A 13,065-nucleotide genomic window follows, 5' to 3' on the forward strand; every position below is an offset into this window, starting at 1 on the left:
CATCAAATAATGGAATTATGCTATGTGCTTTTTATTATTTTACCGTTAGAATAAAAACGAACACGATAGAATAACTGGATATTCGGTACTGAGCCGAGCCATCAGAAAGGGATTATTCCATGTCTATATTTTATGATACTCATCAATCTACATTCCATTTACAATCTCGTTCAACGAGTTATGTGATTCAACTACTTAAATCTACGCATTTAGTTCACTTATATTGGGGACCTCGTCTACAAGGAACATCGATCAGCAGTCTATTGCAACAAGTCGAGCGTGCTTCATTTAGCCCGAACTATCATGCAGATGATCGTGATTTCTCATTTGATACGTTGCCACAAGAATACCCTGGTTACGGTCGCGGAGATTATCGTGAGCCTGCTTTTGAAGCTAAACATAGCAATGGAACTACGGTTAACGATCTTCATTATGTGAGTCATACCATTACAACAGGCAAACCAACACTTGAAGGATTACCAGCTACGTATGTAGAGCAGGAAAATGAAGCAGATACACTGGAAATTACTTTGCGTGATCCATTGACTGGACTTGAAGCTGTTGTAAGCTATACGGTGTTCAACGAATTGAATGCGATTACACGTTCTGTGAAATTTGATAATAAAGGTGCAGAGACGATTCAGATTCAGCGTGCACTTAGTAGTAGTGTCGATCTAGCAGATGATGAATATCGTATGATGCAATTGTCGGGTGCATGGACGCGTGAACGTCATGTGCATTACCGTCCACTCACTCCAGGATTACAACGGATCGAAAGTAAACGTGGTTCGAGTAGCCATCAGCAAAATCCGTTTATTGCTTTACTCGGTAAAGATGCAAATGAAGATCAAGGGCAAGTCTATGGAATGAGTCTTGTGTATAGCGGTAACTTTGTCGCTCAAGTTGAAGTGGATCAATTCCATACTACACGTATGCAGATCGGATTATCGCCATTTGATTTTGAATGGAAATTAGAAGCAGGTGACACGTTCCAAACACCTGAAGCGGTGCTGGTTCATTCTTCTGAAGGATTAGGTGGTATGTCTCGTACTTATCACAAGCTTTATCGTACGCGTCTAAGCCGCGGAACACATCGTGATCAAGTCCGTCCTATTTTGATTAACAACTGGGAAGCGACTTATTTTGACTTTGACGCTCCTAAGATCAAGTCAATAGCAGCTGCTGGAAAAGAGTTAGGTATTGAATTATTTGTACTGGATGATGGTTGGTTCGGTCATCGTAATGACGATCGTACTTCACTTGGTGATTGGGTGGAAGATCGTCGCAAATTACCAGAAGGGCTAGGTAAGCTGGCAAAAGAAATCACAGCTACTGGAATGCAATTCGGATTATGGTTCGAACCTGAAATGGTTTCTCCAGATAGCGACTTGTATCGTGCACATCCTGATTGGTGTCTACATGTACCTGATCGCAGTCGTACGATGGGCCGGGAGCAATTGATTCTAGATCTTTCGCGTCAAGATGTATGCGATTATATTGTAGAGTCTGTGAGCGCTGTTCTTTCTTCTGCTCCAATTACGTATGTGAAATGGGATATGAACCGTAATATGTCCGAGATCGGTTCGGCACTGTTACCAGCGGATCGTCAACGGGAAACAGCACATCGGTATATGCTTGGACTGTATAGTGTTTTAGAAAAGATAACATCAACATTCCCACATATCCTATTCGAAAGTTGCTCTGGTGGTGGAGGTCGATTTGACCCGGGAATGCTATATTATATGCCACAAACATGGACAAGTGATGATACAGATGCAGTAGAACGTCTGAAAATTCAATACGGTACAAGTATGGTCTACCCGGCAAGTGCGATGGGTGCTCACGTATCAGATATACCGAATCACCAAGTAGGGCGTATGGCTCCATTGACGACTCGTGGTCATGTAGCCATGTCCGGTAACTTTGGTTATGAACTTGATCTGACGAAGCTTACCGATACAGAAAAACAAGAAGTGAAAGAGCAAGTGGCTCAATATAAAGAGTTACGAGAGCTGATTCAATTCGGTCAGTTTTATCGTTTGCTGAGTCCTTTTGAAAGTAATATTACCTCTTGGATGTTTGTCTCAGAAGATCAACAAGAAGCTTTTGCAGGTTATTTCCAAGTGTTAAGTGTTCCTAATGGACCGCTTCGTCGTCTGAAATTAAAAGGACTTGATCCACATCGTCGTTACTCGATGTCTGTAAATGGTGTTACAGATGCTAACACTTATGCTGGTGATGAATTGATGTATCACGGGGTGATTGCTCCTTATGCACAAGCCGATTTCTATAGTGCTTTGTTTGTATTCAAAGCGGTGGAATAGTACACTTACACTGTAGAGATTGAATCAATGGAGGCAGACAGAAATGGAACAGGTATTATGGGTCTGGCTGCTGATTGTCAATATTATTGCTTATATCGTGATGGTCACAGACAAAAAACGTGCACAACGTCATCGTACTCGTGAACGTATACCAGAGAAAACATTGTTTATCTGGGCGGCTATCGGCGGAGCTTTGGGGATCTGGATTGCGATGATGACCAAGCGCCACAAAACCAAACATCGTTCATTTGTAATCGGTGTGCCATTGTTATTGATTTTAAATATTGTGGTGTACGGTTATATCTGGATGACATGGATACGGTAAACATTAGAAGAGCAAAGACCTGATGATTCGTTATCAGGTCTTTGTTTCGTTTCATGAAATGAGCATAACGGGTAATAAAGGAGTATACTGAAAGTATAACGCTTACGATCATGGTCTAAGTGTTATGGATGGATGATATCTTCATTCTGTTGACCCGTCTTACATAACAACAGATATCCTACAGAATCCTGATCTCAGAAATCCAGATGCAGCATAATCACACCACCAATGGATACCCACTGGCATAGAGGAGATGGATAATATGTTATTTTCCAAAATTTTATTAGCATACGATGGTTCCAAAGCATCTAACAAAGCACTAGATCGTGCGGTTGAACTTGCAACAGCAGCGCCACACGCTGAAATTCATGCAATTCATGTGTTTGATTTTCCACGTTATTTTGTAGGAGAAGGTATTGTACCTGTACCGACAACGTCTAACGAGGAATTGTATGAATTAGCGACACAAACAGCGAAAGAAGCTAAACGTCGCTTAGAAGCAGCTGGAATTAGCAATACGATCAGTGTGGAAATGATTCAAGGTGCAGCAGCACAAAACATACTAGAGTATGCAGAAGCGAACCACTGCGATGTGATCATTATTGGTAGTCGTGGACTCGGTAGTATTCGTGAATTTGTATTGGGTAGTGTGAGTCATAATGTTGTACAACACGCTAAAATCCCAGTATTGATTGTGAAGTAACACCAAAGCTATCAGTAGATCTAAAAGGTATGCATTACACTTGTAGCCCTCTGAAGACGTATAGAATGATTGTCCAAGCGACAACGGTTCTATGCGTCTTTTTTATTTTGATAGGGAACAAGTACGAAAGAAATCAAAGATGAAAGCCTTTAAATACGAACAATATAATATTAGTATCATAAAACGTTCGTCTTTAAGTTGACATGATGTGTTGTAGATTGGTACACTAACACATGAAGCTTATCAAACGTATGAAATAATGACTCGTATAAAACCGGGAATATGGCCCGGACGTTTCTACCCGAATACCGTAAATGTTCGGACTACGAGAGTAAACAGATCGATCTATGTCATTGCAGTCTTGATGGTAGACCTTATACTTTTTTTGAAAGGGATAGGGCTATCTATACTGTGGATGCAATATATATGATCTGTTAAGCTCCCTGAAGTCCGAAGAACCTGGAAATGAACATATTTCTAACAGGATCTGCGGATTTTTTTCGTGTAAAGCGGTGCTAACATTGTGAGAACAAGTGAATGTTATGCTAAATACAATTACAGATTACTTATCGAACACGATAGATTAATTTTATCCTGGAAAGTAGGTTATAACATGTCGGTACAGGTCGCTGTTGTTATGGGTAGCAAATCAGATTGGGAAACGATGCAACATGCTTGTCAGATGCTCGATGAACTCGAAATTGCTTATGAGAAAAAAGTAGTCTCTGCTCACCGTACACCGGATTTGATGTTTGAATTTGCAGAGCAAGCGCAAGAGCGTGGAATTAAAGTGATTATTGCAGGTGCAGGTGGAGCCGCTCACTTACCGGGCATGATCGCAGCCAAAACATTATTGCCTGTTATCGGTGTACCTGTACAATCGGCGGCATTGAAAGGTCTGGATTCTTTATTATCAATCGTCCAGATGCCCGGCGGGATTCCAGTAGCTACTGTAGCGATTGGCAAAGCAGGAGCCACGAATGCAGGATTGTTAGCGGCACAGATGATCGGTGCTTTTGACCCTGAAGTTATGAAGCGTGCAGAAGCTAGACGTGAACGAATTCGTCTAGAAGTGATCGCTTCGAGTGATACGCTATGAGTGATATTCAATCTTCTAAATTGATTCCACCGGGTTCTACGATAGGGATTCTAGGCGGCGGACAGTTGGGACGCATGATGGTTCTGCAAGGAACACCGCTCGGGTATCAATTTATTACACTGGACCCAGCGACCAATGCACCTTGCGGTCAGGTCAGTCAGCAAATCGTAGGACGTTATGATGATCCACAAGCTGCTGAAATGCTAGCGAGCCAAGCAGATGTGATTACGTATGAATTTGAAAATGTAGATGCTGATGTAGCGGCATTGTTAGAGCAGAAATCGTATGTACCCCAGGGGAGTCAATTGTTATACACGACTCAACACCGATTACGTGAAAAGCGTGCGATTGAAGCGGCAGGCACAACCGTAGCTCCTTATATGGAAGTACGCAGTGCAGCAGAAACGTTACAAGCGGTACAGCAATTCGGAACACCTTGTGTGCTCAAAACAGCAACAGGCGGTTATGATGGCAAAGGGCAATTTGTGATTCGGAATGAAGAGCAAGCCCAGCAAGCCTATGACGAATTAAGTGTTGCAGGAACAGAGTTAGTGGTTGAGCAATTTATTCATTTCCAATGTGAATTGTCTGTAATTGCTGCTCGTAGCTCCAATGGAGAGATCAAGACATTTCCTGTATCTGAAAATGTTCATGTGGATAATATTCTTCATCTTTCGATTGTACCTGCGCGTGTATCGGCAGAAATACAACAACGTGCGGAACAAATGGCAGCAGCTATTGCAGAGTCTATGAATGCGGTGGGACTGCTGGCTGTTGAATTATTTTGTACCGAAGATGGGCAGTTATATGTAAATGAATTAGCACCTCGTCCGCACAATTCAGGTCACTATACGATTGAAGCTTGCGAGACGTCACAGTTTGAACAGCATGTAAGAGCGATCTGCGGATTGCCTCTGGGAAGTACAGCATTGCGCTCACCTGTAGTGATGGTCAATATTCTGGGAGAACATATTCCTGCAATTACTGAAAAGATGATACAGGTCGATCTCTCAACAACATCACTACATGTGAACCCTAAGTACCATTTATATGGGAAAGAAGAAGCCAAACACAAGCGCAAGATGGGACATATCAATGTGCTGTGTCATAATATAGAAGATGCTCTGGCATGGATAGACCAAACGAATATATGGAGGCACGAATAAACTTATGATCGAACGTTATAGCAGACCTGAAATGAGAAATATCTGGAGTGAAGAGAACAAATTTAAAGCTTGGTTGGAAGTAGAAATTTGCGCTTGTGAAGCATGGGCGGAATTAGGCGTTATTCCAAAAGAAGACGTAGAAAAATTACGTGCAGGTGCTTCTTTTGATATGGATCGCATTTATGAGATCGAAAAAGAAACACGTCATGATGTGATTGCATTTACCCGTGCAGTATCTGAAAGCTTAGGCGAAGAACGCAAATGGGTACATTACGGCTTAACATCAACAGATGTGGTGGATACAGCACTTGGTTATCTTTTGCGCCAAGCCAATGAAATCTTAGAACGTGATATTATCAATTTTATCGAAATTTTGAAAGATAAAGCGATCGCTTATAAAGATACACCGATGATGGGACGTACGCATGGTGTTCATGCAGAGCCGACAACATTTGGCTTGAAAATGGCATTATGGCATGAAGAAATGAAACGTAACTTGGAGCGCTTCCGTCATGCAGCCGACAACGTTCAATACGGTAAAATGTCTGGTGCTGTAGGAACATATGCGAATATTGATCCTTTTGTAGAAGAATTCGTATGTAACAAGTTAGGTACCAAAGCGGCTCCCATCTCTACACAAACGTTACAACGTGATCGTCATGCTGAATATATGGCAACACTGGCTTTGGTAGCAACATCGCTTGATAAATTTGCAACTGAAGTACGGGCACTACAGAAGAGTGAAGTGCGTGAAGTCGAAGAAGCTTTTGCTAAAGGTCAAAAAGGTTCATCTGCCATGCCTCACAAACGTAATCCAATTAGCTCTGAAAATATCTCGGGTCTTTCTCGTGTAATCCGTGGTCATATGGTATCTGCGTATGAAAATGTAACGTTGTGGCATGAACGTGATATTTCACATTCATCGGTAGAACGTATTATTTTGCCAGATGCAACGATGTTGTTGAACTACATGTTGAATCGCTTTGGTAACATTATCAAAAACTTAACGGTATTCCCTGAAAATATGCAACGCAATATTCAACGCACGTACGGTGTTCCTTTCTCCGGTCGTGTGATGACTAAATTAATTGATAAAGGTATTAGCCGTGAGCAAGCGTATGATACAGTTCAACCTCGTGCAATGCAAGCGTGGGAAGAGCAACGTTCGTTTAAAGATATTATTTTGGAAACTCCTGCAATAACAGAACTATTGAATGCTGAAGAAATTGAAGAAGCATTCAACCCATCATGGCATCTGAAACATGTCGATACGATTTTCAAAAAACTCGGTCTGGAATAGGAAAGAGGGGACACTACACATGATATCGCAAGCCGTCACAACAGCTGTTGATCTGGTTAATGCACCGCTGATCTATAAAGGAAAAGTACGCGAATTGTATGATCTGGGCGAGCACTATCTGATAGTCGTTACTGATCGCATTTCTGCTTTTGATTATGTACTTGATCCACCTGTACCACACAAAGGGGAAGTGTTGAACCGCTTAAGTGCTTTCTGGTTCGGACAAACCAACAACCTGATTGATAACCATGTCGTACATATCGATGTCGATCAATTAGGCGATATCGTGCGTGACCCGGAAGCACTGCGTAACCGCATTATGGTCACACGCAAAGCGGAACGTATCGATATGGAGTGTGTAGTACGTGGTTATATTACAGGCGGTGGGTGGAGACAATATCAAGAAACCGGTCAAGTGAATGGGATTACCCTTCCTGAAGGCTTGCGTAAAAATGGTGTATTCCCTAATCCGTTGTTCACCCCGGCTGCCAAAAATGATACTGGTCATGATGAAGATATTTCTTTTGATGACATGAAAAATCGAATTGGTGCAGAACTTGCTGAAGAATTGAAAACCAAAAGTATTCAACTTTATGAATATGCCCGTCAGTATTGTGATCAACACGATATTATTCTAGCAGATTGCAAATTCGAATTCGGATTGATTGATGGCAAAGTCGTCTTAATCGACGAAATTTTCACGCCAGATTCTTCACGCTTCTGGGCGAAGAATAATTATGCACTGGATATCGAAATCGACAGTATGGATAAAGAACCGGTACGCACGTATCTGGCAGGCACAGATTGGGATAAAAACAGCCAACCTGCTCCTTTACCAGAATCCGTCGTCCAAGCCACATCCGACCGCTACCTAGCCATCTATCAGAAGTTGACAGGGGCGAAATTGGTTTGATCCTTGGGGGGCCGTTGCGGGAAAGAATCATCCTGCCGATCGCTGTTAAGAATGAATATCTGGAATGACTGCTTGGCAGTCGATATTCATTCTTAAAGGCGAACGCTACGCTTCTTATGGATGATTTCTTTTCCTCCGCTCCGCCCGGATCGAGATCAATTGGCGCTCGTTAGGGGTGGGGCAGAAAAGATAAGGACAGCATGGTGTTCACTATGTAGACTATCCATATCAAGGCAGTCTACCAAGTGATATTTTCTGCTCACTTCTCCATCTGATTGAGATCGCGATCTGAACTATCAACCAGAATTGTAGCTCTTTGCTCTAAACTAAGCATTTACACACTAAGTACAAATAAAGTGATTCTTCATTCCAAGCGAAGGGACCAGAATCATCTGTGACCATAGCGAGGTATCTATAGAATCACCAAGTCATTCATTTTCAAAGTTCTCAATTTAAAGTAATCACTACCTGATACACCTAGCAATATTAACTCAGCATCACCTAATCTAAGGAGGAACAAAAATAACATGATTAAAGCTACTGTCTACGTGACCATTAAGCAAAGCGTACTTGATCCACAAGGTGTTGCTGTTCAAGGTGCACTTCATTCTTTAGGATTCGATGAAGTCGAGAGTCTTCGCATCGGGAAGTACATGGAGATTGAATTGGATACAGATAATCGTGAAGAAGCAGAAGAACGCTTGAAAGTGATGTGCGAGAAGTTGCTAGCTAATACGGTTGTTGAAAATTACCGTTTCGAACTGGAGGGTTAAATCCATGAAATTTGCAGTCTTGGTATTTCCGGGCTCTAACTGTGATATTGACTGCTTCAAAGCAGTTGAAGACACTTTAGGGGAATCGGTAGAATATGTGTGGCACACAGCGACAGACTTATCAGCGTATGATTGTATTTTGGTTCCAGGTGGCTTTTCGTATGGAGATTACTTAAGATGTGGAGCGATTTCTCAATTTGCTCCGGTGATGACTGAAGTGGCTAAAGCCGCAGAACAAGGCAAATATGTACTTGGGATTTGTAATGGATTCCAGATTTTGACTGAAGCTCGTCTGTTACCCGGTGCTTTACTTCGTAATGAATCGATGAAATTCCGTTGTCATGATACATTGCTAACGGTCGTGAATAACCAGACTCCATTTACTCGTGATTATGCAGATGGTGAAGAAATTACGATTCCGATTGCTCACGGTGAAGGCAACTACTATTGTGATGATGCGACGTTAAAACAATTAAAAGATAATAACCAGATCGTTTTCCAATATGGACATAATCCGAATGGATCGCTACATGATATTGCAGGGATTTGTAATGAACGTGGCAATGTTGTAGGCATGATGCCTCACCCTGAACGTGCAGTGGATGAATTGTTAGGATCAGCAGATGGTAAAAAAATGTTTACATCTATTTTGAAAGCTTGGAGGGATCAACATGACGCAGCAAACATCCGTTAAGGAACCGACGGCGGAGCAAGTCGCAGACCAGCAAATATACAAACAAATGGGTGTATCGGATAGCGAGTATGAGTTGATCTGCGGTTTTCTCGGACGGAAACCGAACTACACCGAAATCGGCGTATTTAGTGTAATGTGGTCGGAACACTGCGCATACAAAAACTCCAAACCGTTACTACGTCGCTTTCCTACAACTGGACCTCGTGTATTGATGGGACCGGGTGAAGGTGCAGGGATTGTCGATATCGGTGACAATCAAGCTGTTGTTTTCAAAATCGAAAGTCATAATCACCCTTCTGCGGTTGAACCTTTTCAAGGAGCGGCAACAGGTGTAGGTGGAATCATTCGTGATATTTTTTCTATGGGAGCAAGACCTGTAGCGGTATTGAACTCTTTGCGCTTCGGTAAACTCGAAAGTGAACGTGTGAAATATTTGTTCGAGCATGTGGTATCCGGGATTGCAGGTTATGGTAACTGTATCGGGATTCCAACGGTTGGCGGCGAAGTGATGTTTGATGAAAGTTATGATGGTAATCCGCTTGTGAATGCGATGTGTGTAGGATTAATCGATCATGACAAAATTCAACGTGGTGTCGCTAAAGGGGTAGGTAACCCTGTATTTTATGTAGGGCCTCCTACAGGACGTGATGGAATTCATGGAGCTACGTTTGCCTCTGAAGAATTGACAGAAGAATCAGAAGCTCGTCGTACCGCAGTACAAGTCGGTGATCCATTTATGGAGAAACTGGTCATGGAATCTTGCTTGGAATTGATTGATTCCGGTATTGTGCTAGGGATTCAAGATATGGGTGCAGCAGGTCTAACATGTTCAAGTGCGGAAATGGCAAGTAAAGCAGGGAATGGTCTAGAATTGTATCTGGATCAAGTACCACAGCGTGAAGATGGCATGACAGCTTATGAAATGATGCTCTCTGAATCTCAAGAACGGATGTTGTTCGTGGTGGAGCCGAAAGACGAAGCACAAGCGATGGAGATCTTTGAACGTTGGGGCGTTATCTGTGCCAAAGTTGGTAAAGTAACCGATGATGGACGATTGAAACTATTGCATCATGGCGAAGTGGTAGGCGATATGCCTGTACATGCTCTAGTGGATGAGTGCCCTATTTATGATAAGCCTTCTTCAGTGCCAGCGTATTATGAGCAACAAGCACATGTGGATACCAATCGTTATGATGAAGTGACTGATCTCAGTGGTGCATTGAAATCAATTCTAGCTTCACCAACGGTAGCAAGCAAAGCTTGGGTCTATGATCAATATGATTATATGGTGCGTACAAGCACAGCCGTTCGTCCAGGATCAGATGCAGCCGTCATCACGATTCGTGGTACACGCAAAGCACTCGCCATGACAACCGATTGTAATGGACGTTATGTGTATCTTGATCCAGAAGTAGGCGGTAAAATCGCTGTCAGCGAAGCGGCTCGTAATATTGTCTGCTCGGGTGCGGAGCCGCTTGCCATTACAGATAATCTCAACTTCGGTAGTCCTGAAAAACCAGATATTTTCTGGCAAATGGAAAAATCAGTAGACGGTATGGCAGAAGCTTGTCGTGTACTGGATACTCCAGTCATCGGCGGTAATGTCAGCCTTTATAATGAAAATACTCGTGGAGCGATCTACCCTACGCCTGTTGTGGGTATGGTGGGATTGATTCATGATACAGATCATATCACTACACAAGGATTCAAAAACGAAGGCGATGTTATTTTTGTACTGGGAGATACATTTGCAGAATTAGGCGGTAGTGAATTCCAGAAAGTGATTCATCAGGTGACAGAAGGTCGCCCACCAGCATTAGATTTGGATATCGAAAAGAAATTGCTAGGTAGCGTACTGAGTGCGATTCAAAGCGGACTGGTTCAATCTGCACATGATCTATCTGAAGGTGGATTGTCTGTAGCTTTAGCAGAGTCTTGCATTAGCGGCAAATTAGGTGCAAGCGTAGCACTCAACAGCGACAACTTGCGTCATGATCTACTGTTATTCAGCGAAAGTCAATCTCGTATCTTGTTATCAGCAACACCTGCACAAGCAGATGCTCTAGAAAGTCATATTCAATCTCAAGGTGTACCTGTACGTCGTATCGGTCAAGTACAAGGAACAGAACTTCAAATCCAAGTGGACGGCAAACAAGTCTTGGCAGAGCAGGTGAACAATCTGCGTCAAGTCTGGGAGGATGCGATTCCATGTCTGATGAATTAAACAAACAGACGTTGTGGACAGGTGATTACTATAATCAAGGCACCGGTCCAAATGATATTTTTGATACATTAAAAGAAGAATGCGGTGTTTTCGGAGTCTACGGACATTCCGAAGCCGCTTCCCTTTCTTATTATGGATTACATGCGCTTCAACATCGCGGGGAAGAGAGCGCAGGCTTATGTGTAAGTGATCGTAACCAATTTCATTATCATCGTGGTATGGGACTGGTTAAAGAAGTCTTTGATAAAGATACGTTAGGTTCATTAACAGGTGATATCTCGATTGGTCATGTCCGTTATTCGACCAGTGGAGATAGTCGTCTTACCAACGCTCAACCATTAGTATTCCGTTATCGTGCAGGTGAATTGGCACTAGCCACTAATGGTAATATTGTGAATGCTCCGCAGATTCGGCGTGAGCTAGAAGAAGCGGGTTCTATTTTTCAAACGACGAGTGATACAGAAGTGGTTGCTCACTTAATCGCACGTTCCAACAAGCCTCTGGTCGAAGCGGCAAAAGATGCGTTCCGACAAATTGTAGGCGGTTTTGCTTTTATGATTATGACCAATAAGCAATTAATTGTTGCTTCTGATCCTAACGGATTGCGTCCAATCACGATGGGTCGTCTGGGTGAAGCATATATTTTTGCTTCGGAGACCTGTGCTCTTGAAACGATTGGTGCAGAGTTAGTACGAGATGTTCAACCTGGCGAATTACTGATTTTGGATCAACATGGATTGATCGAAGATCGTTATATCGAACCGCAACGTAAAGCGCTATGTTCGATGGAATATATTTATTTTGCAAGGCCGGATAGTGATATGAACGGTGCGAATCTACATGCCGCTCGTAAACGGATGGGTTCTGTGATGGCACAGGAATCATTTATCGATGCTGATCTAGTGACAGGTGTACCAGATTCCAGTATTTCAGCCGCTATCGGATTCGCGGAACAAACGGGTATCCCTTATGAACTTGGGATGATCAAAAATAAGTACACCGGACGAACATTTATCCAACCAAGTCAAGAATTACGTGAACAAGGTGTCAAAATGAAGCTTAGTGCTGTACGCCGTGTGGTGGAAGGTAAACGTGTCGTGATGATCGATGATTCGATTGTACGCGGAACCACTTCACGTCGTATCGTCAATATGCTACGTGATGCAGGTGCTACAGAAGTGCATGTACGTATCACTTCCCCACCTTTTAAAAATCCATGCTTCTATGGTATTGATACACCGGATCGCCGTGAACTGATTGCTTCCACGATGTCGATTGAAGAAATGCGCAAAGAACTGAATGCCGATTCACTTACCTTTTTGAGCTTTGAAGGCTTGATCAAAGCTGTCGGTGGCGACAACAGCACAGACTACAAAGGTGGCATGTGCATGGCGTGCTTCGACAACGACTATCCAACTCAAACGGACTTCGGCGGCGAAGAACAATTCGGATGTGGATGTTAGTCGAAGGCTTTACATCTGGAAAGGTAGCTGGCGTTTGAGCTAGGGACCGCTATGGGACAGGAATGATCTTCCCGATCGCTG

The 13,065-nt window shown here is 42.8% G+C and carries 11 protein-coding genes and 1 riboswitch; all 11 genes read left to right on the top strand.

Annotated elements, in window-relative coordinates; genetic code table 11:
• The first annotated feature begins 119 nt into the window (after positions 1-119).
• The 11 genes from PO903_RS08760 (at position 120) to purF (ending at position 12,984) form a co-directional block, all read left to right on the top strand.
• Positions 120-2,324, top strand: coding sequence for an alpha-galactosidase (locus tag PO903_RS08760; protein WP_273593165.1), 2,205 nt, complete (start codon positions 120-122; stop codon positions 2,322-2,324).
• 43 nt (positions 2,325-2,367) lie between these two features.
• Positions 2,368-2,649, top strand: coding sequence for a DUF1294 domain-containing protein (locus PO903_RS08765; protein WP_069328915.1), 282 nt, complete (start codon positions 2,368-2,370; stop codon positions 2,647-2,649).
• Positions 2,650-2,911: 262 nt separating this feature from the next.
• Positions 2,912-3,352, top strand: coding sequence for a universal stress protein (locus PO903_RS08770; protein WP_069328916.1), 441 nt, complete (start codon positions 2,912-2,914; stop codon positions 3,350-3,352).
• 244 nt (positions 3,353-3,596) lie between these two features.
• Positions 3,597-3,698: riboswitch (purine riboswitch) on the top strand.
• A 267-nt stretch (positions 3,699-3,965) separates the two neighbouring features.
• Positions 3,966-4,451, top strand: coding sequence for a 5-(carboxyamino)imidazole ribonucleotide mutase (purE, locus tag PO903_RS08775; protein ID WP_204825659.1), 486 nt, complete (start codon positions 3,966-3,968; stop codon positions 4,449-4,451).
• A complete protein-coding gene (purK, locus tag PO903_RS08780) occupies positions 4,448-5,617 on the top strand; it encodes a 5-(carboxyamino)imidazole ribonucleotide synthase (protein ID WP_273593166.1) in 1,170 nt (389 codons plus the stop codon). Before purE ends, purK begins: the two co-directional genes overlap by 4 nt.
• A gap of 4 nt (positions 5,618-5,621) precedes the next feature.
• The gene (gene purB, locus PO903_RS08785; protein WP_137225845.1) at positions 5,622-6,917 is read left to right on the top strand and encodes an adenylosuccinate lyase; all 1,296 of its coding nucleotides are present in this window, start codon (positions 5,622-5,624) and stop codon (positions 6,915-6,917) included.
• A 19-nt stretch (positions 6,918-6,936) separates the two neighbouring features.
• On the top strand, positions 6,937-7,830 hold the full coding sequence (locus PO903_RS08790; RefSeq protein WP_273593167.1) for a phosphoribosylaminoimidazolesuccinocarboxamide synthase: 894 nt from the start codon (positions 6,937-6,939) through the stop codon (positions 7,828-7,830).
• Between the two features lie 527 nt (positions 7,831-8,357).
• Positions 8,358-8,603 carry a phosphoribosylformylglycinamidine synthase subunit PurS gene (gene purS / locus PO903_RS08795; RefSeq protein WP_273593168.1) on the top strand — a complete coding sequence of 82 codons (246 nt, stop codon included), beginning with the start codon at positions 8,358-8,360 and terminating at the stop codon, positions 8,601-8,603.
• Between the two features lie 4 nt (positions 8,604-8,607).
• Entirely contained in the window at positions 8,608-9,297 is a 690-nt protein-coding gene (gene purQ, locus PO903_RS08800; protein WP_069328922.1) for a phosphoribosylformylglycinamidine synthase subunit PurQ, read from the top strand.
• Entirely contained in the window at positions 9,275-11,521 is a 2,247-nt protein-coding gene (gene purL / locus PO903_RS08805) for a phosphoribosylformylglycinamidine synthase subunit PurL (protein ID WP_069328923.1), read from the top strand. The genes purQ and purL overlap by 23 nt, the downstream gene beginning before the upstream one ends.
• Entirely contained in the window at positions 11,506-12,984 is a 1,479-nt protein-coding gene (gene purF, locus PO903_RS08810; RefSeq protein ID WP_273593169.1) for an amidophosphoribosyltransferase, read from the top strand. Before purL ends, purF begins: the two co-directional genes overlap by 16 nt.
• The last annotated feature ends 81 nt before the right edge of the window (positions 12,985-13,065 follow it).

This window comes from Paenibacillus sp. PK4536 (assembly GCF_028594455.2).
GTDB classification, from domain to species: Bacteria; Bacillota; Bacilli; order Paenibacillales; family Paenibacillaceae; genus Saccharibacillus; species Saccharibacillus nuruki.

Bases quoted from the DNA above. Each gene is read 5' to 3' on its own strand.
- PO903_RS08760 (WP_273593165.1), top strand. From the start codon at position 120: ATGTCTATATTTTATGATACTCATCAATCTACATTCCATTTACAATCT.
- PO903_RS08765 (WP_069328915.1), top strand. From the start codon at position 2,368: ATGGAACAGGTATTATGGGTCTGGCTGCTGATTGTCAATATTATTGCT.
- PO903_RS08770 (WP_069328916.1), top strand. From the start codon at position 2,912: ATGTTATTTTCCAAAATTTTATTAGCATACGATGGTTCCAAAGCATCT.
- purE (WP_204825659.1), top strand. From the start codon at position 3,966: ATGTCGGTACAGGTCGCTGTTGTTATGGGTAGCAAATCAGATTGGGAA.
- purK (WP_273593166.1), top strand. From the start codon at position 4,448: ATGAGTGATATTCAATCTTCTAAATTGATTCCACCGGGTTCTACGATA.
- purB (WP_137225845.1), top strand. From the start codon at position 5,622: ATGATCGAACGTTATAGCAGACCTGAAATGAGAAATATCTGGAGTGAA.
- PO903_RS08790 (WP_273593167.1), top strand. From the start codon at position 6,937: ATGATATCGCAAGCCGTCACAACAGCTGTTGATCTGGTTAATGCACCG.
- purS (WP_273593168.1), top strand. From the start codon at position 8,358: ATGATTAAAGCTACTGTCTACGTGACCATTAAGCAAAGCGTACTTGAT.
- purQ (WP_069328922.1), top strand. From the start codon at position 8,608: ATGAAATTTGCAGTCTTGGTATTTCCGGGCTCTAACTGTGATATTGAC.
- purL (WP_069328923.1), top strand. From the start codon at position 9,275: ATGACGCAGCAAACATCCGTTAAGGAACCGACGGCGGAGCAAGTCGCA.
- purF (WP_273593169.1), top strand. From the start codon at position 11,506: ATGTCTGATGAATTAAACAAACAGACGTTGTGGACAGGTGATTACTAT.